This window comes from Flavobacterium restrictum, assembly GCF_007097245.1.
In the GTDB taxonomy this organism is placed as follows: domain Bacteria; phylum Bacteroidota; class Bacteroidia; order Flavobacteriales; family Flavobacteriaceae; genus Flavobacterium; species Flavobacterium restrictum.
Genome location: NZ_VJZT01000001.1, coordinates 113,079 through 136,239 on the forward strand (window position 1 = coordinate 113,079; position 23,161 = coordinate 136,239).

Annotated in this window: 21 protein-coding genes; 15 read left to right on the forward strand and 6 right to left on the reverse strand. The window is 34.6% G+C overall.

What is annotated here, in order from left to right; translation table 11 throughout:
* Positions 1 to 85: 85 nt before the first annotated feature.
* The 3 genes from tsaE to FNW21_RS00545 form a co-directional block, all read right to left on the reverse strand.
* Complete coding sequence (gene tsaE / locus FNW21_RS00535) at positions 86 to 493, reverse strand: tRNA (adenosine(37)-N6)-threonylcarbamoyltransferase complex ATPase subunit type 1 TsaE (protein ID WP_144254774.1); 408 nt, start codon at positions 491 to 493, stop codon at positions 86 to 88.
* A 31-nt stretch (positions 494 to 524) separates the two neighbouring features.
* Positions 525 to 2,078, reverse strand: a complete 1,554-nt coding sequence (porX, locus tag FNW21_RS00540) for a T9SS response regulator signal transducer PorX (protein WP_144254775.1) — start codon at positions 2,076 to 2,078, stop codon at positions 525 to 527.
* Positions 2,079 to 2,265: 187 nt separating this feature from the next.
* Positions 2,266 to 3,336, reverse strand: a complete 1,071-nt coding sequence (locus FNW21_RS00545) for a T9SS type A sorting domain-containing protein (protein ID WP_144254776.1) — start codon at positions 3,334 to 3,336, stop codon at positions 2,266 to 2,268.
* Between the two features lie 236 nt (positions 3,337 to 3,572).
* Here FNW21_RS00545 and FNW21_RS00550 point away from each other — a divergent pair, with 236 nt between their 5' ends.
* The 13 genes from FNW21_RS00550 (at position 3,573) to FNW21_RS00610 (ending at position 16,956) form a co-directional block, all read left to right on the forward strand.
* Positions 3,573 to 4,367 (forward strand): 3-keto-disaccharide hydrolase, encoded by a 795-nt coding sequence (locus FNW21_RS00550; RefSeq protein ID WP_144254777.1) that lies wholly within the window; start codon positions 3,573 to 3,575, stop codon positions 4,365 to 4,367.
* 143 nt (positions 4,368 to 4,510) lie between these two features.
* A complete protein-coding gene (locus tag FNW21_RS00555; protein ID WP_144254778.1) occupies positions 4,511 to 5,743 on the forward strand; it encodes an HD domain-containing protein in 1,233 nt (410 codons plus the stop codon).
* Between the two features lie 39 nt (positions 5,744 to 5,782).
* Positions 5,783 to 6,826: a UDP-3-O-(3-hydroxymyristoyl)glucosamine N-acyltransferase gene (lpxD, locus tag FNW21_RS00560; RefSeq protein ID WP_144254779.1), complete on the forward strand. Its 1,044-nt coding sequence runs from the start codon at positions 5,783 to 5,785 to the stop codon at positions 6,824 to 6,826.
* A complete protein-coding gene (locus FNW21_RS00565; RefSeq protein WP_144254780.1) occupies positions 6,819 to 8,207 on the forward strand; it encodes a bifunctional UDP-3-O-[3-hydroxymyristoyl] N-acetylglucosamine deacetylase/3-hydroxyacyl-ACP dehydratase in 1,389 nt (462 codons plus the stop codon). The genes lpxD and FNW21_RS00565 overlap by 8 nt, the downstream gene beginning before the upstream one ends.
* Positions 8,208 to 8,286: 79 nt before the next feature.
* Positions 8,287 to 9,072: an acyl-ACP--UDP-N-acetylglucosamine O-acyltransferase gene (gene lpxA / locus FNW21_RS00570; protein ID WP_144254781.1), complete on the forward strand. Its 786-nt coding sequence runs from the start codon at positions 8,287 to 8,289 to the stop codon at positions 9,070 to 9,072.
* A gap of 144 nt (positions 9,073 to 9,216) precedes the next feature.
* Complete coding sequence (efp, locus tag FNW21_RS00575) at positions 9,217 to 9,783, forward strand: elongation factor P (RefSeq protein WP_144254782.1); 567 nt, start codon at positions 9,217 to 9,219, stop codon at positions 9,781 to 9,783.
* Between the two features lie 97 nt (positions 9,784 to 9,880).
* Positions 9,881 to 10,810: a UDP-3-O-(3-hydroxymyristoyl)glucosamine N-acyltransferase gene (locus FNW21_RS00580; protein ID WP_144254783.1), complete on the forward strand. Its 930-nt coding sequence runs from the start codon at positions 9,881 to 9,883 to the stop codon at positions 10,808 to 10,810.
* A gap of 2 nt (positions 10,811 to 10,812) precedes the next feature.
* Positions 10,813 to 11,175, forward strand: a complete 363-nt coding sequence (locus FNW21_RS00585) for a nuclear transport factor 2 family protein (RefSeq protein ID WP_144254784.1) — start codon at positions 10,813 to 10,815, stop codon at positions 11,173 to 11,175.
* Between the two features lie 97 nt (positions 11,176 to 11,272).
* The gene (gene sucD, locus FNW21_RS00590; RefSeq protein WP_144254785.1) at positions 11,273 to 12,145 is read left to right on the forward strand and encodes a succinate--CoA ligase subunit alpha; all 873 of its coding nucleotides are present in this window, start codon (positions 11,273 to 11,275) and stop codon (positions 12,143 to 12,145) included.
* 214 nt (positions 12,146 to 12,359) lie between these two features.
* On the forward strand, positions 12,360 to 12,782 hold the full coding sequence (locus FNW21_RS00595; protein WP_144254786.1) for a hypothetical protein: 423 nt from the start codon (positions 12,360 to 12,362) through the stop codon (positions 12,780 to 12,782).
* 269 nt (positions 12,783 to 13,051) lie between these two features.
* Positions 13,052 to 13,798 (forward strand): 3-oxoacyl-[acyl-carrier-protein] reductase, encoded by a 747-nt coding sequence (fabG, locus tag FNW21_RS00600; protein ID WP_144254787.1) that lies wholly within the window; start codon positions 13,052 to 13,054, stop codon positions 13,796 to 13,798.
* 88 nt (positions 13,799 to 13,886) lie between these two features.
* Positions 13,887 to 15,914, forward strand: a complete 2,028-nt coding sequence (locus tag FNW21_RS00605) for a hypothetical protein (protein WP_144254788.1) — start codon at positions 13,887 to 13,889, stop codon at positions 15,912 to 15,914.
* A gap of 61 nt (positions 15,915 to 15,975) precedes the next feature.
* On the forward strand, positions 15,976 to 16,956 hold the full coding sequence (locus FNW21_RS00610; protein WP_144254789.1) for a YeiH family protein: 981 nt from the start codon (positions 15,976 to 15,978) through the stop codon (positions 16,954 to 16,956).
* Positions 16,957 to 17,059: 103 nt separating this feature from the next.
* Here the strand turns inward: FNW21_RS00610 and FNW21_RS00615 are convergent, their stop codons facing one another.
* Both FNW21_RS00615 and FNW21_RS00620 read right to left on the reverse strand, forming a co-directional pair.
* Complete coding sequence (locus tag FNW21_RS00615) at positions 17,060 to 17,575, reverse strand: hypothetical protein (RefSeq protein ID WP_144254790.1); 516 nt, start codon at positions 17,573 to 17,575, stop codon at positions 17,060 to 17,062.
* A gap of 138 nt (positions 17,576 to 17,713) precedes the next feature.
* On the reverse strand, positions 17,714 to 18,445 hold the full coding sequence (locus FNW21_RS00620; RefSeq protein ID WP_144254791.1) for a YoaK family protein: 732 nt from the start codon (positions 18,443 to 18,445) through the stop codon (positions 17,714 to 17,716).
* Positions 18,446 to 18,540: 95 nt separating this feature from the next.
* On the opposite strand from FNW21_RS00620, the gene FNW21_RS00625 reads away from it, so the two are divergent.
* Positions 18,541 to 19,542, forward strand: coding sequence for a zinc dependent phospholipase C family protein (locus FNW21_RS00625; protein ID WP_144254792.1), 1,002 nt, complete (start codon positions 18,541 to 18,543; stop codon positions 19,540 to 19,542).
* 112 nt (positions 19,543 to 19,654) lie between these two features.
* Here FNW21_RS00625 and FNW21_RS00630 read toward each other — a convergent pair whose 3' ends face one another.
* A complete protein-coding gene (locus FNW21_RS00630; protein ID WP_144254793.1) occupies positions 19,655 to 21,754 on the reverse strand; it encodes an LTA synthase family protein in 2,100 nt (699 codons plus the stop codon).
* Between the two features lie 308 nt (positions 21,755 to 22,062).
* Here FNW21_RS00630 and FNW21_RS00635 point away from each other — a divergent pair, with 308 nt between their 5' ends.
* Positions 22,063 to 23,052 carry a glycoside hydrolase gene (locus FNW21_RS00635; protein WP_185963856.1) on the forward strand — a complete coding sequence of 330 codons (990 nt, stop codon included), beginning with the start codon at positions 22,063 to 22,065 and terminating at the stop codon, positions 23,050 to 23,052.
* Positions 23,053 to 23,161: the final 109 nt, after the last annotated feature.

The window sequence follows — 23,161 nt, forward strand, 5'->3', positions numbered from 1 at the left end:
AAATTAGGGATACAATTTACAAAAAAGAATTTACAAAAAACAATCCTTTTTGCTCGCTTCAAAAAGGAGCTTCAAAAAAAATGTTTTATTGTAATTTCAAAAAGCGTTTTTCATCAGGAAGTAATTCGATTGTTAGGATGGAATGGTCTATTGGAATGAGGTTTTCAATTTTTTCGGCCCATTCTATAAAGCACCAATTTCCAGAATACAAATACTCGTCAATTCCCATATCGAGTGCTTCAGTTTCGGAATTTAGGCGGTAACAATCAAAATGATAAAGCGGTTGATTTGGAGTGATTTCATATTCGTTTACTAATGAAAAAGTGGGGCTGCTAGTGGGTGATGTAACGCCCAATTTTTTTGCTAATACTTTGATTAATGTTGTTTTTCCAACGCCCATTTCGCCATTAAAAAGGATAATTTTTTTGGGGTTTTGTGCCAAAATTTTTTCGGCAACTTCATTTATTTCATTTAATGAGAAAGTGATTTCCATTCGTTTAAAAATTTATTGGACTAAAAAAATGCTATTTTGGGTTAAAAATTAAAAAGGGAATAATCATTTCCTCTAATGAAATTCCGCCATGTTGGTAGGTGTTTTTGTAATAGCTCACATAATGGTTGTAGTTGTTTACGTACGCCAAGAAAAAATCATTTTTGGCAAAAATATACGAACTACTCATATTTATAGAAGGTAAACCAATATTTTTGGGCTCTTTTACGGCATAAACATCTTTTTGTTCATAGGTCAAACTTCGACCTGTTTTATAACGCAAATTGAGACTGGTATTTTTATCACCAACCACTTTTGAGGGATTTTTTACATTTATTGTGCCGTGATCGGTAGTCAAAATTAGTTTAAATCCTAGTTTTTGAGCTTGTTGAATGATTTCTAACAAAGGTGAATTTTTGAACCAACTTAAGGTCAGTGAGCGGTAAGCTTTATCATCAGAGGCGAGTTCTTTTACGACATCCATTTCGGTTTTGGCATGAGAAAGCATATCGACAAAATTGTAAACAACGGTTACTAAATCATTGTTTTTTAAGGATTTGAATCCTTCGGCTAGTTTTTTTCCTCCAGCTAAATTGGTGATTTTAAAATAATCCTGTTTGATATGTAACCCCAATTGTTTGAGTTGTGCAGTCAAAAACTCGGCTTCAAATAGATTTTTCCCTCCTTCTTCGGGATCGTTTTTCCAATATTGCGGGAATTTTTTTTCCATTTCTAGAGGTGTAAGACCAGAGAAAATGGCGTTTCGAGCATATTGTGTTGCCGTGGGTAAAATAGAATAATAGGGAACTTCTTTTTCTAATTTGTAATAATTGCTAACCACGCTTTCAAAAGTTTTCCATTGGTCGTAACGCAAATTATCAATTACGACAAATAAAATGGGTTTGTCTTTCTTGACAATTTCGGGAACAACTAATTCTTTAAAAAGTGTATGTGATTGAATGGGTTTATCTGCTTTTGGAACAAACCAATCTTCATAATTGCGTTCTATAAATTTTCCAAATTGTGAGTTGGCTTCGGCTTTTTGTGATTCTAGGATTTCGGTCATGCTTTGATCGTCAATGTTTTCGAGTTCGAGTTCCCAAAAAATCAACTTTTTATACAATTCAATCCAATCTTCATAGGAGTTGACCATTCCCATTTCGAGGGTTATTTTTCGAAATTCTTTTTGGTAATCCAATGTTGTTTTTTGAGAAATCAATCTGGAATGATCTAAATTTTTCTTTAGACTCAACAAAATCTGATTTGGGTTTACTGGTTTTATCAAATAATCGGCAATTTTAGACCCAATAGCTTCTTCCATAATGTATTCCTCCTCACTTTTGGTGATCATAATCATTGGAACTGCTGATTTTTTTTCTTTCATTTCCGAAAGAGTTTCGAGACCGCTCATACCAGGCATATTTTCATCTAAAAAAACAATATCGAAGTTGTTTTCCTCAAAAATTGCAATTGCATCAAGTCCATTATTGCAGGTAGTAACGCTGTAGTTTTTCTTTTCTAGGAAGAGAATGTGTGGTTTGAGCAAATCGATTTCGTCATCAACCCAAAGTATTTTTATAGTATCCATATCTGATTCAAAATTTAATGCAATTTAAGGGTATAGAACTAGAAAAGTATTAAAAATAGTATAAAATTAAGTTTTCTATTTCAAGGTTTTATATAGTTTTGATTTTTAGTATTTTGCGTTTATTAAAGTAAAATAAAAAAGCCAGATAAACGGGTGTTTATCTGGCTTTTAGGTAAAGAAATTTTTTTTATTTTTTAACAAATTTTGTTTTGATTCCAGTATCCGTAACGATTACGTAAACTCCTTTTTTCAAGCTAGAAACATCAGTACTTTCGGAAGCTTTGGTAATTTTGATAACTTTTTTTCCTGACATGTCATAAATTGTAGCGAATTTAAAATCAACATTGCTATTGATTAGTAAGCGATCTCCAACTGGATTTTGGTTTAAGAAATTTAATTTTTGCTTTTCAAAATCCGATGTTTTCAAAGATCCAATTATTGTTGCTTGATCTGTGGTGTAAACCCCACCCAAATACGCCCCAGACGTTGCGTCAGAATAGGAATATTCCCATTTATAATAATGTCCAGCATCTAATGCACTAGTTAATTTAACATCATTTGGAACAATAACGTCAACGTTCATAACAACTGGAGTTGTTGTGGTTGCTGGAACATCATTAAGATAGGTTGCAGGGCCGCTAGTAACATAATTTCCCGAAGCATCATATTCAGTCAGTCCAATTTTTAAATCTCTTGGAGCTGATAAAGTGTATTGAATGCTGATAGTTTGGGTACTATTAGCCATAACGGTAGCTACTGGTGTGCTTGGAAAAGAAATAGCATCAACAGCTACTGATGATGCGGAAATCATAGCCTCTCTAACGGTATATGTTGAAGCCCCTGGACCAACATCATTATAATTATTTACACCTCCAGTAAGTTTAAATACCCAGCAATATTTTTTGTTTGAGGGTAGTGGAATCATTACGTTTCCAGGAATGTTAAATTGCGCTGTGCCTGTAGTTTCGGTTGCGGCTACTGCCAAAGGATCCGAAAAGCCACCTGCAACATAATAACCATTTGCGTAGTTTTGGGACAAAGTTGTTCCATCCCAATCTGCAATTCTTAATTCTGCATACAAAGCAGTTGCCAGGCTAGAAGTGTAATTAAAGCTAAAATTAGCGGCTGATCCTGCAATACCTGGATCTGGAACAGCAGTAATAGTTAAAGTTTGCGCATTGACATTGGTTGTAAATAGGAGCACCATTATGAAAGCCGTAAATGCGAAAAAAGGTGATTTAAGTAATTTTGTTTTCATTTTTTTAAGTTTAAAATTGAATTATAAAATTATAGTTAAAAAGAGCTTTATTGTGGTGTTTTTTAATCATTTAGCAGTATTATTTTATCAAAAAAAACGATATGTATAATTTTAGTGGTAATTATATAGGAATAGATATTTTATTACGTTAAAATTTTATTCGTATTGTAGTTGCGAAATTCAAGGATTTTAGACTAAATTTAGCGGTATTATCCATTTTAACTATTTTTTAAATTATGAAATCTAAAAGAATGAATGTTTGTTTTTTAAGTTTAGCTTTATTTTCAGTATCAGTTGTTGTGGCGCAACACGACTATGTAAACACACCACCAGTAGTTTCTCCCATGGCTATGAAACCTGAAATGACCGAAATATGGGAACCAGAAGTAAAAGTAGTTACTCCCGCCAAGAGCAATGCCGAGGCGCCCTCGGATGCTATTGTTCTATTTGATGGAAAAAATTTAGACCAATGGGTGAGCCAAAAAGACATTACAAAACCCGCCGGCTGGAAAATAATTAATAACCAATACATGGAAGTATTGCCTGGAACTGGTGCCATTCAAACCAAAATGAAGTTTGGCGATTGTCAATTGCATCTCGAGTGGAGTGCGCCTGATGTGGTTTTGGATGGTGGACAATGGCGTGGGAATAGCGGTGTTTTTTTTCAAAACCGTTACGAACTTCAAGTGTTAGATTCTTATAACAATAGAACCTATGCCAATGGGCAAGCAGGAAGTATTTATAAGGATCATCCGCCATTGGTCAACGCCATAAAAACCCCCTTGGAATGGAATACGTACGATGTGGTTTATACCGCTCCACGTTTCAAAACCGATGGTAGTATTGATGCGCCGGCACGAATTACTGTTTTTTTGAATGGTATCTTGGTACAAAACAATGCCACTATAAATGGGTTGACCTTATATATAGGTTTGCATAATTATCCCGAAGCTCATGGTGAGGATGTTATTGCCTTACAAGATCATGATTGCAAAAACCAATTTCGAAACATTTGGATTAGAAAATTGTAAACCAAGTAAGGAGCTGTAAAAAGCTCCTTTTTTTAGGTCTTTAAATCTCATAATCACCTTGGATTTTGGGTTCAAAAAGGAACAGCAACCAACTCTGTTTTAAAGGTAATTTTCCTTATATTTGTTGACCAAAAAAAACTATTGTGACTCAAATCAATAAGCTAAAAATATTTAATGATCCTATCTATGGATTTATTACCATTCCAAACGCTTTAATTTATGATTTAATTCAGCATCCATATTTTCAGCGACTGCGCCGAATTTCTCAAATGGGATTGTCCTATTTGGTCTATCCAGGAGCCAATCACACTCGTTTTCATCACGCTTTGGGATGCATGCATATTATGCAAAAAGCGGTTGATGTTTTGCGTTTCAAAGGCGTTTCAATCAATCCTGAAGAAGAAAACGCACTTTATATTGCCATTCTTTTGCACGATATAGGTCACGGGCCTTTTTCGCACGCTATGGAAAGTAGCATAGTCGAGGATGTGCATCATGAAGCCATTTCGTTATTGTTTATGGAGCAGCTCAACACCGAGTTCAAAGGACAATTGACCCTGGCGATTCAGGTTTTTAAGGGCGAGTACCATCGGAAATTTATGTTGCAATTGATTTCAAGTCAGTTGGATATGGATCGAATGGATTATTTAAAACGTGATAGTTTTTATTCGGGCGTATCGGAGGGGAACGTCAATTCCGAACGAATCATTCAAATGATGAATGTTGTGGAGGATGTCCTCGTAATTGAAGAAAAAGGAATTTACTCCGTCGAAAAATTTTTGATGTCAAGACGCCTCATGTATTGGCAAGTATATTTGCATAAAACCAGTTTGGTAGCCGAGTTGATTTTGACAAAAATCCTAAAACGCGCCAAAGAATTAACTCAAAAAGGCATTGATTTGCCGTGTAGCGAAGGGTTGCTTTTTTTTATGAAAAATAAAATTACGCTGGATACTTTTGACTTTAAAACATTAGATTTCTTTTCGCAACTTGACGATTTTGACATCATTAGTGCCTTGAAAGCGTGGCAAAAAGAGGACGATTATATCCTTTCTGCTTTGAGCAAGATGATTATTAATAGGGATTTGTTGAAAATAAAATTAAGCAGCGATAAAGTTCCAACAGAAGCATTATTGCCCTTAAAAGAACAATTCATTGCGCTTCATCCAAGTATTTCGGTGACTGATGCAGGTTATTTTATTTTTAAAGGAAAAATAAAAAGCCAAGCCTACAGTAAAATTGCGGAACCCATACGCATTCTAAAAAAAGACAAAACAATCGAAGATGTTGTTGATGTGTCCGATCAATTAAATTTAAAATCATTATCGCGATTGGTAACTAAATATTATATCTGTTTTCCAAAACAACTGCTATAAAAGCACCATTTAAAATCTATTTTTTTTATTTTTGTCGTTATGAAATTCACAGCAGAACAAATTGCAGCAGTATTAGAAGGCGAAGTAGTAGGAGATCCTAATGCTCAAGTAGGTCGTTTTTCTAAAATTGAAGAAGCAACAGAAGGAGCCATAGCTTTTTTGTCAAATCCCAAATACACTCCTTATATATACAGTACAAAAGCCTCTATAACAATTGTAAATTCCAGCTTTGAAGCCGAAGCGCCTCTCACAACAACTTTGATAAAAGTTGCTGATGCGTATGCTTCGTTTACTAAATTGTTACAATATTATGACCAATCCAAAAACGAAAAAAATGGTATTGAACAGCCTTCAGTTTTGCCAGCAAGCACACAATACGGAGCTAATTTATATTTAGGAAGTTTTAGTTATGTAGGCAATGCAGTGGTATTGGGCAATAATGTCAAAATTTATCCCAATTGTTTTATTGGCGATAATGTTGCAATTGGCGATAATGTTGTTATTTTTGCGGGTGCAAAAGTATATTCGGATTGTATCATAGGCAACAACTGCGTGATTCATTCAGGAGCAGTAATTGGCGCAGATGGTTTTGGTTTTGCTCCAAATCCTGACGGAACCTACACCAAGATTCCTCAAATAGGAAATGTTATTTTAGAAGATAATGTAGATATTGGTGCCAATACTACTATTGATAGAGCCACAATGGGTTCTACCATTATTAGACAAGGAGTAAAATTAGACAACCAAATTCAAATTGCACATAATGTAGAAATTGGCGAGAATACCGTGATTGCTGCTCAAACTGGAGTTGCAGGCTCTACCAAAATTGGCAAGAATGGTATGATTGGTGGGCAAGTAGGCATTGCGGGACATTTAGCCATAGGCGACAACGTTAGGATTCAAGCGCAGTCTGGCGTGGGAAAAAACATTAAAGATGACGAGGTTTTGCAAGGAAGTCCAACATTTGGATACAATGATTTTAGTAAATCGTATGTTCATTTTAAAAATTTGCCGAAAATTGTTGCAGAACTAGAAGAGTTAAAAAAACAAATAATAAACCAAAAAAATGGAAATAATGGTTAAACAAAAGACCATCAAAACGGAAATTTCTCTAACAGGAGTTGGATTGCATACTGGTAAAGAAGTCACCATGACTTTTAAACCCGCACCAATCAATAATGGATTTACGTTTGTAAGAGTAGATTTAGAAGGAAAACCAGTAATTGAGGCCGATGCGAATTATGTAGTAAATACACAAAGAGGGACTAATTTAGAAAAACTTGGAGTCAAAATTCAAACCCCAGAACATGTTCTAGCAGCACTTATGGGTTGTGATTTAGACAACATTATTATTGAATTAGACTCGTCCGAATTGCCAATTATGGACGGTTCTTCTAAATTTTTTGTAGAAGCAATTGATGCTGTAGGTGTTTTAGAACAAGAAGCTACTCGAAATGTGTATGTGGTCAAAGAAGTAATTTCGTATGTAGATGAAACTACAGGAAGCGAAATTATTGTTATGCCACACGATCAATATTGTGTTACTGCAATGGTCGATTTTGGTACTAAAATTTTAGGAACTCAAAACGCCACCATGAAATGCATTGGGGATTTTAAAGCTGAAATTTCGGATTCTAGAACCTTTAGCTTTTTACATGAATTAGAATCCTTGTTAGAAAATGGTTTGATAAAAGGTGGCGATTTAAACAATGCTATTGTGTATGTTGACAAAGATATTTCGTCAACAACAATGGAACATTTAAAGAAAGCTTTTGGTAAAGAGGAGATTACAGTAAAACCAAACGGGATATTAGACAATCTTACTTTGCATTATCCTAACGAAGCGGCCAGACATAAATTACTAGACGTAATAGGCGATTTATCATTGATAGGAACTAGAATTCAAGGAAAAATTATCGCCAATAAGCCCGGACATTATGTGAACACTCAATTTGCCAAAAAAATGTCTAAAATCATAAAAAACGAACAACGCAATTATGTTCCTACGTATGATTTGCACCAAGAACCGTTGATGGACATTCATAAAATTATGAATGTACTCCCGCACCGCCCACCGTTTTTATTGATAGATCGAATTATAGAAATGTCCGAAAGTCATGTGGTTGGAATGAAAAATGTGACTATGAACGAAAACTTTTTTGTAGGTCATTTTCCAGAAGCTCCCGTAATGCCCGGTGTTTTGATTGTAGAAGCCATGGCGCAAACAGGCGGAGTTTTGGTTTTGAGTACTGTTCCAGATCCAGAGAATTATTTGACTTTTTTCATGAAAATGGACAATGTAAAATTCAAACAAAAAGTATTACCTGGCGATACCTTAATTTTCAAATGCGATTTGATAACTCCTATACGTAGAGGAATTTGTCACATGCAAGCGAATGCTTATGCCAACGGAAAACTAGTAGCACAAGCCGAATTAATGGCGCAAATTGCAAGAAAGCAATAATAAAAAGTTTATAGTTTATAGTTTATAGTTGCTGGCAACAATAAACAACAAACAACAAACCATAAACCAATAAAAATATATGAATCAACCATTAGCATACGTTCATCCCGGCGCAAAAATCGCCAAAAATGTTGTAATAGAACCTTTTACAACTATTCATAACAATGTTGTAATTGGCGATGGAACTTGGATAGGTTCTAACGTGACTATTATGGAAGGTGCTCGAATAGGTAAAAATTGTAATATTTTCCCTGGTGCAGTAATTTCTGCAGTACCACAAGATTTGAAATTTGGCGGCGAAGATTCATTAGCAATAATTGGGGATAATTGCACCATTCGCGAATGCGTAACCATCAATAGAGGGACAATTGCCTCGGGGCAAACTAAACTTGGTAACAATGTTTTGGTCATGGCAACGGCGCACATTGCACACGATTGTCATATTGGAGATAATGCTATAATAGTCAATGGTGTTGCGCTCGCAGGGCACGTAATTGTGGGTAATTATGCCGTAATTGGTGGTTTAGCAGCTATTCATCAATTTATTCATATTGGCGATCATGCCATGGTTTCTGGAGGTTCTTTAGTTCGTAAAGATGTTCCTCCGTTTACCAAAGCAGCCAAAGAACCGTTGTCCTACGTAGGAATCAATTCCGTAGGCTTGCGCCGAAGAGGTTTTACCACTGAAAAAATAAAAGAAATTCAAGACATTTACCGAATTTTATACCAAAAAAATTACAATGTAACCCAAGCTTTAGGCATCATCGAAGCCGAAATGGAAGCAACACCAGAACGAGATGAAATCATCGATTTTATTAGAAATTCTTCTCGAGGTGTCATGAAGGGATATTCTGGCAATTATTAGTTTTAGAATTGAGATTTCTGATTTCAAAACAGGTAATGCATTGGCATCAAACAATATAAAAAAAATAGTACATAAATAAATTAAAGAGAATTAGGTTCTTTTTTAGAATCTAAAATCTAAATTCTTAAATCTTAAAATAAAAAAATGGCATCTACATCAGATATTAAAAACGGATTGTGTATCAAGTACAATAATGATATTTACAAAATAATAGAATTCTTGCACGTAAAACCAGGAAAAGGCCCCGCTTTTGTTCGAACAAAATTAAGAAGTTTGAGTAACGGTAAAGTGTTAGACAATACTTTTTCGGCAGGTCATAAAATTGAAGAAGTGCGCGTGGAGAATCATAAATTTCAGTTTTTATATCCAGAAGGAGATTTGTATCATTTTATGAATGTAGAATCGTTTGAGCAAATCTCTTTGAACAAAAACATTCTTGACTCCCCTGATTTATTGAAAGAAGGCGAAAGCGTAATGGTAAGTATTAATACCGAAACTGATTTGCCATTATCAGTAGATATGCCAGCATCGGTAATACTTGAGGTGACTTATGCTGAACCGGGTATTAAAGGAAATACGGCTACAAATGCTACTAAATCAGCAACGGTTGAAACGGGAGCCACAGTAAATGTTCCGTTGTTTATTAATGAAGGCGATAAAATTAAAATTGATACGGCGTCGGGTTCTTATATGGAGCGCGTTAAAGTGTAATTTTTTCAATGAAATAGTCATGTACCTCTTTTGCGAAAGCGGAACTAAACCAAAAAATGTTGCCTGAAGAGTCGCTAAAAAAACAATTTTTACCTAAATGAAATTCCCAAAAGTATATTCTTTACAAGAAATTGCAAATTTGCTTCGTTGCGAGTTTGTAGGCGATCCGTATTTTGAGGTTTTTGGCATGAACGAAATTCATGTTGTAACCGCTGGCGATATCGTATTTGTAGACCATCCCAAATATTACGATAAAGCACTTCAATCTGCAGCAACAATTGTTTTAATTAACAAAAAAGTGGCTTGTCCAGAGGGAAAAGCCTTGTTGATTTCGGAGGATCCTTTTAGAGATTTTAATACACTGACTAAACATTTCAAACCATTTGAGCAATCGAGTGTATCGATTCCGGCTTCTGCCAAAATTGGTGAGGGTACTGTAATTCAGCCTAATGCTTTTGTTGGTAATCATGTTGTCATAGGAAAAAACTGCCTGATACACGCTAATGTTGCCATTTATGACAACACCATCATAGGCGATAATGTAATAATTCATGCCGGAACCGTTCTAGGTGCCGATGCTTTTTATTATAAAAAACGACCTGATGGTTACGATCAATTGCTTTCAGGCGGAAGAGTTGTTATTGCTAATAACGTGGGAATTGGTGCTTTGTGTACCATTGACAAAGGCGTTACGGGAGATACCATTATTGGCGAAGGCACTAAAATCGACAATCAAGTACATGTTGGTCATGATACGGTGATTGGAAAAAAATGTTTGATTGCTTCTCAAACGGGTATTGCAGGCTGTGTAATCATTGAGGACGAAGTTACTATTTGGGGACAAGTGGGTACTACAAGCGGCATCACTATAGGCACAAAAGCCGTAATTATGGGGCAAACAGGCGTTACTAAATCGGTAGAGGGAGGGAAATCCTATTTTGGCACACCTATAGAAGAATCCAGAGAAAAATTAAAACAATTGGCCAACATCAAGAAAATACCAGAAATTTTAAATAAATTAAAATAATTATGTCTGCTAAAGAAATTGTTCAAAAATTTTATAAATCGGATGCCCTTATTGATAGCGAAGTTATCAAAGAATTTTTGCATCCCGAAATTATGCTAGATTGGAATAGTAGCAAAGGATTTATTCAAATGAATTATGCTTCTCTACTAGATTTATCTCAGGAGTTGAGTAAAGCTTATGTGCGTTCAAAAGTTAGAATTAGTCATATTCTCGAAGACAATAATTTGGTTTCAGTACGGTATTCACATTTTGTAAAAACAATAGAAAACCCTAGAGAAGAAATGCTATTGGCGCATTTTATAACAATTTGGGAAATAAAAGACAATAAATTATTTCGGGGCTATCAAATGAGCCAATTATCCTAAAATAAGTTATAAAAAACTAGATGGCATCTACGTATAAATGCTTACTATTTTATACTTTTGCATCACTATTTAAAAAAAACTACATAAAAATTATATCATGAGTGTTTTAGTTAATAAAGATTCCAAAATAATTGTTCAAGGATTTACAGGAAGCGAAGGAACATTCCACGCCTCTCAAATGATCGAATACGGTACCAATGTTGTAGGTGGTGTAACTCCAGGAAAAGGAGGGACAACCCATTTAGATTTACCGGTTTTTAATACGGTAAAAGATGCTGTTGAAACTGCAGGAGCTGACACCACTATTATATTTGTTCCACCCGCTTTTGCTGCCGATGCTATCATGGAAGCTGCCGATGCTGGAATCAAAGTAATTATTGCTATTACAGAAGGAATTCCTGTAGCCGATATGATCAAAGCAAATAGTTATGTAAAAGAGAGAAATGCTAGATTAATTGGACCAAACTGCCCTGGAATTATTACTCCAGGCGAAGCCAAAGTAGGTATTATGCCAGGTTTTGTTTTCAAGAAAGGTACGGTAGGTATTGTTTCTAAATCAGGAACATTAACCTATGAAGCTGCTGATCAAGTAGTAAAACAAGGATTAGGGATTACAACAGCAATTGGAATTGGTGGAGATCCAATCATTGGAACCACTACAAAAGAAGCCGTTGAATTGTTGATGAATGACCCTGAAACCGAATGTATTGTTATGATTGGGGAAATAGGTGGTCAACTTGAAGCCGATGCTGCACATTGGATCAAAGCCGATGGAAATCGTAAACCAGTAGTTGGTTTTATTGCAGGAGTTACGGCTCCTCCGGGACGTACAATGGGTCATGCTGGTGCAATTGTAGGCGGTTCAGACGATACAGCCGAAGCCAAAAAACAAATTATGAGAGAATGTGGAATTCACGTTGTAGATTCTCCAGCAGAAATTGGTAAAAAAGTAAAAGAAGTTTTAGGTTAAAACTGTTACAGCATAAGATTTCAAAGAGCCTCACATTTTGTGAGGCTTTTTTAGTATTAACTAAATTAAAGAAATACATTTGCACTTTATTAAATAGGGTTGTTTTTTCAGCGATTCTAGCAATAAATCATTTATAAACAAATAATTGCTACTACTCTCGCTGGTTTTGAGAGTCGTTTTTTAATGCAATTGTTTCCAATTAAAATAAAATAATATGTATAAAGAGTTAAAAAAATTCAAAGTTACCAATCAATTTACATTTACAACGGACGATAGTTTAGAAGAAGTTTCTAATGCTTCTCAAGGATGTGGCGTTTTTCTTGTCTATGCAGTAGCCGAAGAAAAAGAGTTAATCATGGTTGGATCTACTGGAACGGTTCAAAATGACGGTACTTTGAAAATTAAAAATGGCGGTTTACAAGACAAAATTGTAAACGGGCACCAATTTGCAAAAACAGGACGTAAATATTCTTGGCCAGCACAAATGAAATTAGAAAACATTTCAAGATTAGAAGTGGTTTGGTACGAAACCTTCAACGAAAAAACTAAAGGAATCCCAACTTTTGTAGAAGGACAAGTGTTACAGAATTTCTTGGACGAAAATGGGAAGTTACCAAGATGGAATGTAGCTTTTTAAACTATACATCCTAAAAATAATTAAAATGTCCACGGTATCGTTGGGCATTTTTTTTTGTTTAAATGAATTAGAAACATTAGCCATTGCTCTAAAAGAAATAGGGCAAAAATTAAGCGTATCGGCATCACTCATACTATGATAATTAAAATTGTAGTTTCAAAATTTTAAAAGCTTTACTTCGGTAAGGCTTTTTTTATAGCACAAATTTTATAAAACGCTTAAATAATCTATATTTGTAACACAAAAAATAATCACACTAATTTTAGAATATGAAATTACTCGAAGGAAAAGTAGCTATAATTACTGGCGCAAGCCGCGGAATAGGGAGAGGAATTGCCCAAGTTTTTGCTAATCACGGTGCTAATGTGGCGTTTACGTATAGTTCATCTGTAGAATCGGCTTTGGCTTTAGAAAATGAATTGAACGCTATGGGTATTAAAGCCAAAGGATACCAATCTAATGCAGCCAATTTTAATGAAGCGCAAAGCTTTGTTGATGCGGTTTTGGCTGAATTTGGAACGGTGGATATTTTAATCAATAACGCCGGAATTACCAAGGATAATTTGTTGATGCGCATGTCCGAAACCGATTTTGACCAAGTAATTGATGTCAATTTAAAATCGGTTTTTAATATGACCAAAGCCATTCAGAAAACATTTTTGAAAAAGCGTGCGGGTTCTATTATCAATATGAGTTCTGTGGTAGGAGTGAAGGGCAATGCGGGTCAAACGAATTATGCTGCCTCAAAAGCAGGTGTAATTGGATTCTCAAAATCAGTTGCGCTTGAGTTGGGATCTCGAAATATTCGTTGCAATGTCATTGCACCTGGATTTATAGAAACCGAAATGACTGCCAAGTTGAATGAAGATGTTGTCAAAGGTTGGAGAGACGGAATCCCTTTAAAACGTGGCGGAACGACGGAGGATGTTGCCAATGCCTGTCTTTTCTTTGCTTCGGATATGAGTGCTTACGTAACTGGACAAGTCATGAATGTGTGCGGCGGAATGCTTACTTAATAATTTAATGATTTGATGATTGAAAGATTTAAAGATTGTTGAAATTTTTTAATCTTTTAATCTTTTAATATTTCAATCAAAAGAATAAATGGACACAAACACAATGCTATTACTATTGCTTTCTTTATTAATAGCAATTGGTTTGTCTTATTTTTACTATTTTTACAAAGCCAAAACCAAGTCAAATGTGACCTTGCTTTTGGCTTTTTTACGTTTTTTTACGCTTTTTGGATTATTAGTTTTGCTTATAAATCCTATAATTACTCGGAGTTCACTTGAAATTGTAAAAACACCCTTGGCTTTAATAGTTGATAATTCGAGTTCTATTCCTTTTTTGAAGGCCAAAGAAAAAGCGACTTCAATTTATCAAAAAATAGCTTCAAATGCTGCCATTCAAGATAAATTTGAAGTACAATCCTATCGTTTTGACACCGAATTAGAAGCCACAGATCAATTTGATTATAAAGGAATACAAACCAATCTTGATGCCGTTGCCAAAAGTTTAAAAAGCTTGTATAAAAATACAGTATTCCCAACAATACTACTTACGGATGGGAATCAAACTTCCGGAAATGATTATGTTTTTGGGTTTGAAACCACCAATAAAATATATCCCATAATTTTGGGTGATACGACTCAATTTTTGGATTTAAAAATCAGCCAATTAAACGTCAATAAATACGCTTTTCATAAAAATAAATTTCCGGTAGAAGTCTTCTTGAACTATTCTGGTACTAAATCAATCACAGCTGATTTTAGTATTTCACAAGGAAATTCGGTGGTAAACAAACAGCGTATTTCTTTTTTGCCTGCTACAAAAACGGCAACTGTAAACGTGCTATTGCCTGCTAATACAATTGGTTTGAATCTTTTTAAAGCCTCTATTACAAGCAGTCACAAAGAGAAAAACACCTTTAATAACACCAAGAATTTTGCCGTAGAAGTGCTGGATCAAAAAACAAATATTGCTTTAATTTCGGCTATAAATCACCCTGATATTAGTGCTTTGAAACGTGCCATAGTAACTAATGCGCAACGTAAAGTAACTATTAGTAAACCTCAAGATGTTAAAGCATTACAGGATTATTCTGTTTTGATTTTGTACCAACCAACGGCTACTTTCAAAACAGTTTTTGATGCCAATAAAACGGCAGGAATTAATACGTTTATCATCACGGGAAACAATACCGATTTTAATTTTTTGAACAACCAACAACCTTTTTTTAATTTTAGAATGAGTACTGAAAAGGAAGATTATGTAGCTCAATTTAATGAGCAATTTAATCTCTTTGCTACGGATAATATTGGTTTCGAAAATTTTCCGCCCTTGCAAAATCCCTACGGAACGATTACAGCTTCGGGGAATGTTTCGGTATTGCTTTCGTCAAAAATTAGAAACATGGTTACAGGAAATCCTTTGGTTGCTTTTGCAGAAAATCAAGGAAAACGTTCGGCTTTTTTGTTTGGCGAAAACACCTGGAAATGGCGTTTGCAAAGTCATATCGACCAGCAATCATTTGATAAATATGATGTTTTTATAGACAAAATGATGCAGTTTTTAGCTTCTAATGATGCAAAAAAAGCGTTGGTTGTGGATCACGAAAGTTTTTATAATGCAGGCGAAGCTATTGTCATTTCGGCACATTATTTCAATAAAAATTATGAGTTTGACGACAAAGCCCGTTTGACAATCGCCGTCACAAATACTAAAACCAAGCAAACTAAAAACTACGATTTACTAAAAGCAACCAATTCGTTTACGGTGAATTTAGATGGTTTTTCAGCCGGGAATTATGCGTTTTCGGTAAAGGAATTAAACTCAAAAACTACTTATTCTAGCCATTTTGAAATCCTTGATTTTTATATCGAAAAGCAATTTGTAAATCCTGATGTTGACAAACTTACGCAACTAGCAGCACAAACCAAAGGCGCAGTGTATTATCCAAATCAAGTAGATGCTCTTATCAAATCGCTTTTGGAAAACGAGGAATACAAAGCCATTCAAAAAAATAAAATAACCAAATCGCCTTTGATTGATTGGGTTTGGTTGCTTATTTTACTCGCAGGATTGCTTTCGACGGAATGGTTTATTCGAAAATACAATGGATTATTGTAGCGATTTTTAGGTACCCGAAATTTGATTTTAATAAAAAGTAACTCCAATTAAACTGCATCAAATGGTGTCAAAAAAAGCTAAATTAAACGACAAACCGTCCTTTCATGTGTTGCAAATTAGCGAAAAATCAAGAAAAATTGTCTTTTTTATACTCTTGCTACTTTGTTGTTCGGGTTGGATTACACCGCCATTAGCCTTGTTTTTAGGAGCAATTGTTGCTAACTTAACGGGACATCCGTATTTGCACCTCAATCACAAAGCCACCACTATTTTACTGCAAGTTTCGGTGGTAGGATTGGGTTTTGGGATGAATGTACACAGTGCTGTTTTGGCTGGGAAAGAAGGCTTTCTATTTACCATTATTTCAATAATAAGCACCTTGTTTTTAGGCTATTTTTTAGGGAAATGGATGGGAATTGACAAGAAAGTAGCACATCTAATTTCCTGTGGTACTGCAATTTGTGGCGGTAGCGCTATTGCTGCCATTGCTCCAGTAATCAAATCCGATGAGAAACAAACTTCGGTTGCGTTGGGGGTTATTTTTATATTGAATTCGGTGGCGTTGTTTTTATTTCCAGCTATTGGTCATCTTTTGAATTTATCTCAAAAACAATTTGGTTTTTGGTGCGCTATTGCCATTCATGACACGAGTTCCGTTGTTGGAGCTGCAAGTAAATATGGCATTGAGGCATTGCAAATTGCCACTACTGTCAAATTAGCTAGGGCTTTATGGATTATTCCTGTGGCGTTAGTTACCGCAGTTGTTTTTAAAAATAAATCGAACACCATAAAAATTCCGTATTTCATTGGGTTTTTCATTGTGGCAATGGTGCTCAATACCTACGTTCCGCAAACGGCACTTGTGGCTACTTATCTTGTTGCTGTTGCAAAAATTGGATTAACGGTTACTTTGTTTTTGATAGGAGCGGGATTGCATCGCACGGTTTTGTTTGCTGTAGGCTTAAAACCTTTGTTGCAAGGTGTTTTATTGTGGGCAAGTATTGCTATTGCTACGCTTTTGTTAGTATTGTATTTGATGTAGGGTGTTTTTTTAGTCCAAAAAAACACCGCAAATTTACCCTATTACAGCTCCTTTTTTGAGGTCATAAATAGGTAGAGTTGCGGTTTTTTTATAAAAAAAGATATTATATAAAAATCAAAATCAGCGTTAGAATAATACCGCCTAAAGCAAAATACATGCCTCGTTTGAAAATTTGAGTTTTGGGTAAAAACATCCAAAAAGAAGAAATTACAAAAAATAACAGCGATAATCCAAAGAAGACATTCAAGAAAAACAAAGGATCTTTGGTTGATGATTTGTGCAACTTTGTCATTTTTTCGAGTATAAATGGCAACTCTTTTGAAGTATATTGAGCAACACCCGTTTTTTTATTGAAGGTGCCTTGTTTGAAATAGCTAATTCCATTTTCTTCTTTTTCGATTTTAAGATCACGCAGGTGCAATGCTTTTCCTAAATCCTCAATTTTAAAATCTGGCGGTAGTGTTTTTTCGATTTGTCTTTCTGATTTTAAAAAATCGGATTCTCTAAAAATTAAGAGCAAGCCACTTATAGCATAAACAGCCATAATTCCTGCTAGAAAAAAACCTAGATAACGGTGGTAAATACGCATGTTGGTGTTGAGTTTGCTTTTTTTGGTCATAATAAATACAATGTTAAGGATGATTAATTGCAATTTTAGATGCTAAAAATAGGCAATGGTTTAATCCTATTCGATTTTTTTTACCTGTTTTTTAGCCATTATTACAAATTTGGTTTTTATGCAATACTAGCAATCGGTTTAGGAATTAAATTTTTTCCTTTTAAATACCTGAAATTGCAACCGAATATAATCGTATAATAAAGCTATTAAGAGAAAAATAACGGCTACAAATAGTGTTTTCATGGCTAGGAATCGGTACAGGAAACCCCCTAAAAAACAACCCATAAAAAAGAAGCTAATTATGGATAATCGCAAGTAAATACTAGTTTTTAATTTCTTGTTTTCGTCTGGTTTTTTGTAAAAAAATAATTGCGATAATTCGATTCCTAAATCAGTAAAAAGACCAGTTAGATGCGTTGTTCGAACGGTTGATTGAGAAATTTTTGTTACCAAAGCATTTTGAATTCCCATGGCAAATAACATCGAAAAACCTATTGTTCGTCCTTGGATTGTTTCGATATTTGATGCCGATCCCAACCAACCTACTCCAAACAAGACTAGAATTTCTAGCGCAATAGGAAGCACATGGGAGCGTTCTTGATTTTTTTCGGATACCATTTCGGATAAAAAATTAGACGTAAAAGCACCAGCTAAAAAGAAAAGTGTCAATACAAAAAAGGTTGTCGCCGCCATGTAATTGTTTTTCATCACCTCTTCGGCAAAATAGGCAAAATGCCCCGTCACATTTGTTGTTAACGTTTTTATAGCCAAAACTCCCGTGACATTTACCATTCCAGCTACGAATGACAAGACGGTTGCCAAGCGCATATTGTGGATAAAAGTTCTGTTTTTGCCTTGATGTCGGAACATTTTTATTTAATTTGTTAAATTAACATAATCTTAAAGCCGTTTTGACTGAATTATATTTAAAAAAAATACATTTGCAGTACAAAAAAATAAATATAATGAAAAATCTTAAATTGAAACCAGCAGCTACCGCTTTTTTAGTAATTGGTCTTGCTTTTTTTATTTTGTCATGGGGCATTTTTGGACATGAACACATCAATAAAGCAGCAGTTATGGCGCTTCCCAAGCCATTGCAAACTTTTTTTTACAATCATATCGATTTTATGACGCAGGAATCGACAGTTCCAGATTTGAGAAAATATACTTTGAAAGACAAATCCGAAAATCCTCGTCATTACATAGATATGGAAAATTTTGGAAATTTGGATTCTGTTCCGCATAATTTTGAAGATGTAAAGAAAAAATATGACGAGAAATTCTTGTCAAGCAATGGGATTTTACCTTGGTATATTCAAGAAGTAATGACCAAATTAACCAAGGCATTTAAAGAAAAACGCAAAACTGAAATCCTGTTTCTTGCAGGGGATTTGGGACATTATATTGGGGATGCGCACATGCCTCTGCACACCTCGGTGAATCATGACGGGCAATTAACGGATCAAAAAGGAATTCATTCCTTGTGGGAATCTCGTCTTCCAGAACTGTTTGGTAAAAATTATAATTTTCATACCGAGGAGGCGCATTATATTCAGGATATTGACGCCACAACTTGGGCAATGATTGCTGATACACACCGCTTGGTAACACCGCTTTTAGAAGCAGATAAAGTATTAAGGACTTCGCAACCCGTGACCGCCATTTTTCAAATGGATGCAAAAGGAAACATTGCAAAAAATAAATTTAACGACATGATTTTCTCCGATGCGTATGCGACCCAACTGCATACGGCACTCAACGGAATGGTCGAAAATCAAATGCGAAAAGCCATTATTGCCACTTCTAGTTATTGGTACACGGCTTGGGTAAATGCGGGAAAACCCAATTTGGATGATTTAGATACTCGTGAATACACCAATCGCAACAAGAAAAGTTTAAAACAAGACCTTAAACTTTGGAATAAAGGAATTCTTTTTGGTCTTGAAAGTGAAAAAGATTTTTGATGCATTTAATAAATGCAAATTTTTGAATTTAGTCTAGTTTTTGCAAATTACCATTTTCGAAGTAAAACTTAATAAAAAAGCCTGTGAATATAGTCTCACAGGCTTTTTTTTGTTACTTTATTTTTTGGTATTTCTTTTTCTTCAATACATCCGAAGCCGTTTGATAATAGGAAATGGTTTCGTTTACTAAATCAGTTCTTTCTTTTGTTAAGGGAACTTGATCGTAATAAATTTGAAAATCTTTGGCTACTTTTTGGTTTGATTTTAGTGTTAATTGAAACTGCTTTACCTTTTGTTTTGGCGAAATAATAGTTAGAACGTTATCTTTTATTAATCCTAAATCTTGATATGTTGCAATTAAAGCTCTTGGTTTATAATCCGGTTGCAATACGTCCTGACCATAAAATTTACTTTGATAATTGAAGTGTAATAATCCAAATAAAGTAGGCATAATGTCTATTTGCGACATGACATTGGTATATGTTTTGGGTTCAATAAAACCAGGACTATATATCATGGCTGGAATGTGATATTTATCTACGGGAAGCTCTGTTTTTCCTGCACTAGAAGCACAATGATCAGCTAAAATTACAAAAACAGTATTGGCATACCAATTTTGTTTACTTGCCATAGCAAAGAATTTTCGCAACGCATAATCAGTATATTTTACACCACCATCTCGGGATTTAGCATCTCCAGGAATATCAATTGTGTTGTTAGGATAAGTAAAAGGACGATGATTACTCACTGTCATCCAATGATTAAAGAAGGGGTTCCCTGTTTTTGCTTCGGTATTCATAACGGTAATGGCTTTGTTGGCCATATCTTCGTCACAAACGCCCCAAACGTTAGCAAAAGTAACTTCTTCTGGAGTAAATGCTTTTTTATCTACAATTCCGTAACCATTTCCTGAAAAGAAATCTTCCATATTGTCAAAAAAAGCATCACCACCATAAAGGAATTTCACGTTGTAGCCTTTTTTAGCAAAAACACTTCCGGTTGAGAATTTGTTTTTATTATCTTTTCTTTTTACAACACTTTCGCCAGCAGTGGGAGGAAAGCACAATGTTACGGCTTCAAGACCACGAACCGTTCTATTTCCAACGGCATATAAATTGGTAAAAAGCAAACTTTTTGTTGCCAAACTATCTAAAAAGGGCGTGATATTTTGTTCGTTTCCATACATTTTCATAAAATCGGCACTGTAACTTTCTATCGTTATCAGCACCACATTTTTATGATTTTCTGCTGCGGTACTTTGAATGTTTCGAAGCGTGTTTTCGCCTGAAATAGTTGGAATTTGGTTTTTCAATAATGCATAAGCTTGTTTTTCGGGCATGGTTTTATAGAACTTAAAATAGTCCAATTCGCTATTTACAAAAGCCAAATAAAATTTATACATTCCATTGGATTGCAATTCATTAGAAAAAATATTTTGAGAATTTTCTTTGGTTGCCAAAAAAGGAATTGCAAATAAAGAAAGTCCCAATAAAGCCAAATAAATCCCAGAAATTTTTAATTTTTCTTCAAACGAAGGAATATTTTGGATGTAGTTTTTTGATTTTTTTACAATTAAAAAAGTAATCCCTGCAGCTACTACAAACAAGGCTGTAAATATTGGAATCACAGGATACGATTCCATGATGTTGCCAATAACTTCATTGGTATAAATTAGGTAATTAACGGCTATAAAGTTGTATTTTACGCCAAATTCGTTCCAAAAAAAGTATTCGCTAATTCCGTTTTGCAAAATCAAAACGGCGTACAGGAAAATCACAAAAGAGAACAACCAGAATCGAATTTGGTTTCGGTATTTGGGTAAAAAAAGCAATAAACCAAACAAAAGTGTTTTGATTCCTATAAAAATCATTCCAATTTTTGGCAAAGCACCACCATATTCATGAAGGATAGTATTTCCAAAAGCAACATACAAAAGCAATGCTACTAATACCCCAAAAATGATGTAACCATAAGGTTTAAAATATTTTGAATTGGATATAAAAATAAGATAGAGCCACAAAAAGAAACTCGCCACTACAAAAACAAAAAAGTCAGAAACCAATCCTAAAGTAAAAATTTTTAAGGAGTCTATAAATACAAAAGAAGCTTGGGTTATAGGATGAAAAATCAAAACGAGTCGCAAAACGAAGCTTACAATTAGGTAAAAAAGGGCTAGATTATAAAAAGGAGAAATTTTTTTGAGAAAAGACATAGCGTATATTTTTTTACAAAAATAAGTAATTTAAAGCATTCAAAATTTTTTAATTTTTGGTTCTAAAATGTATTTAAAGCCCATTTTTAACAGAGGTGAATAACATATTGAGACGGCTTGTATATTAGGTTTAATTCATTTTTTTAACCTATAAAATACATATTGTGTTTTTTTAACCGTTTATTTTTATCAAAATATGATTATTAAATGACAAAATAACATCATAATTATTGTTTTTATTGTTGAATTTTTGCAAGGAAGATTTCTTAATAGTTGAGAAACTTTAAACAACCAAACTTTATTTACTTATGAAAACAATTTCTTTTTTTTCCAAAAAAGTGCAAACTACAAGTGCTTTTTTTATTTTTTTTAGTTCCTTACTTTTTGTCAGTTGTGACCAATCCGATTCTGCTCCAACAACGGTTGCTGTAGTAAAAACAAAAACCTCGATTACTGCAAAAACGGCCTCCTCGATAGGTGCCATTGGTAACGGTGTAAACTTGCAACCGTCTTATTACAACAACGGTAATTGTGATTTAGGATGGACATTAATGAAGCAAAATGCAAACATCAAATCCGTACGGATAGAGGTAGAACCAGGTCAGGAAACCAATGCAAAACGTTGGATTTCGGAAGCAAAATCGAATGGTTTTCAAGTAATTGTAACTTACCATAAATCATCGGTTTTGGGTTCTGATAGTGCCGCTGAACTTTTGGCAGCTGGAACATGGTGGAAAAATAATTATAACTCATTAGGCGGTGGTTTTATTGTTAATTTAATGAACGAATGGGGAAGCCACAATATTACTGCTGCAGCATATGCAACAGCTTACAACGCCGCTATTGCTCAAGTTCGTACTGTTTATAGCGGGAGTATTATTATTGATATTCCGGGTTGGGGTCAAGAAACGGCGACTGCGGCTTGTGCTGTAAAAGGATGTGCCACAGGACAAACTAAAATAACGGATACTGGAATTATCCTTTCGGCTCACATTTATCCAGGTGCTTACAATCAAGCCAAAGGGCGTTATATGAATACTTCTGATTTAGATGATTTGGCTTCATCAGGAAGAGCTTGTATCTTGGGTGAGTTTGGTAGTATTGGTGGTTCAGGAGCGGATTGGTCAGGAATTGTTGACTATGCCAAAACCAAAGGTTGGACTATTATAGGTTGGGCTTGGGCAGGTGACGGAATAGGAATGAATATGATTTCGCCACAATTTCAAGCTTATGCGAGCGGAAGTCCAAAAACGTATACAAAAACGTCTTATTTCAATACGGTTTATAATAAATTGTAGATGTATCATTTGAATTAATTTTCGATAGTTCACTTTTATAGAACGCACGCTTGAAGAATTGAATTCTCTTTGCGTGCGTTTTTTTTAAATAATTCAATTCTTAAAGTTA

Bases quoted from the DNA above. Each gene is read 5' to 3' on its own strand.
- efp (WP_144254782.1), top strand. From the start codon at position 9,217: ATGGCATCTACATCAGATATTAAAAACGGATTGTGTATCAAGTACAAT.
- fabG (WP_144254787.1), top strand. From the start codon at position 13,052: ATGAAATTACTCGAAGGAAAAGTAGCTATAATTACTGGCGCAAGCCGC.
- FNW21_RS00610 (WP_144254789.1), top strand. From the start codon at position 15,976: ATGGTGTCAAAAAAAGCTAAATTAAACGACAAACCGTCCTTTCATGTG.
- lpxA (WP_144254781.1), top strand. From the start codon at position 8,287: ATGAATCAACCATTAGCATACGTTCATCCCGGCGCAAAAATCGCCAAA.
- sucD (WP_144254785.1), top strand. From the start codon at position 11,273: ATGAGTGTTTTAGTTAATAAAGATTCCAAAATAATTGTTCAAGGATTT.
- FNW21_RS00625 (WP_144254792.1), top strand. From the start codon at position 18,541: ATGAAAAATCTTAAATTGAAACCAGCAGCTACCGCTTTTTTAGTAATT.
- FNW21_RS00620 (WP_144254791.1), bottom strand. From the start codon at position 18,445: ATGTTCCGACATCAAGGCAAAAACAGAACTTTTATCCACAATATGCGC.
- FNW21_RS00585 (WP_144254784.1), top strand. From the start codon at position 10,813: ATGTCTGCTAAAGAAATTGTTCAAAAATTTTATAAATCGGATGCCCTT.
- lpxD (WP_144254779.1), top strand. From the start codon at position 5,783: ATGAAATTCACAGCAGAACAAATTGCAGCAGTATTAGAAGGCGAAGTA.
- FNW21_RS00580 (WP_144254783.1), top strand. From the start codon at position 9,881: ATGAAATTCCCAAAAGTATATTCTTTACAAGAAATTGCAAATTTGCTT.
- tsaE (WP_144254774.1), bottom strand. From the start codon at position 493: ATGGAAATCACTTTCTCATTAAATGAAATAAATGAAGTTGCCGAAAAA.
- FNW21_RS00550 (WP_144254777.1), top strand. From the start codon at position 3,573: ATGAAATCTAAAAGAATGAATGTTTGTTTTTTAAGTTTAGCTTTATTT.
- FNW21_RS00635 (WP_185963856.1), top strand. From the start codon at position 22,063: ATGAAAACAATTTCTTTTTTTTCCAAAAAAGTGCAAACTACAAGTGCT.
- FNW21_RS00605 (WP_144254788.1), top strand. From the start codon at position 13,887: ATGGACACAAACACAATGCTATTACTATTGCTTTCTTTATTAATAGCA.
- FNW21_RS00630 (WP_144254793.1), bottom strand. From the start codon at position 21,754: ATGTCTTTTCTCAAAAAAATTTCTCCTTTTTATAATCTAGCCCTTTTT.
- FNW21_RS00545 (WP_144254776.1), bottom strand. From the start codon at position 3,336: ATGAAAACAAAATTACTTAAATCACCTTTTTTCGCATTTACGGCTTTC.
- FNW21_RS00595 (WP_144254786.1), top strand. From the start codon at position 12,360: ATGTATAAAGAGTTAAAAAAATTCAAAGTTACCAATCAATTTACATTT.
- FNW21_RS00565 (WP_144254780.1), top strand. From the start codon at position 6,819: ATGGTTAAACAAAAGACCATCAAAACGGAAATTTCTCTAACAGGAGTT.
- porX (WP_144254775.1), bottom strand. From the start codon at position 2,078: ATGGATACTATAAAAATACTTTGGGTTGATGACGAAATCGATTTGCTC.
- FNW21_RS00615 (WP_144254790.1), bottom strand. From the start codon at position 17,575: ATGACCAAAAAAAGCAAACTCAACACCAACATGCGTATTTACCACCGT.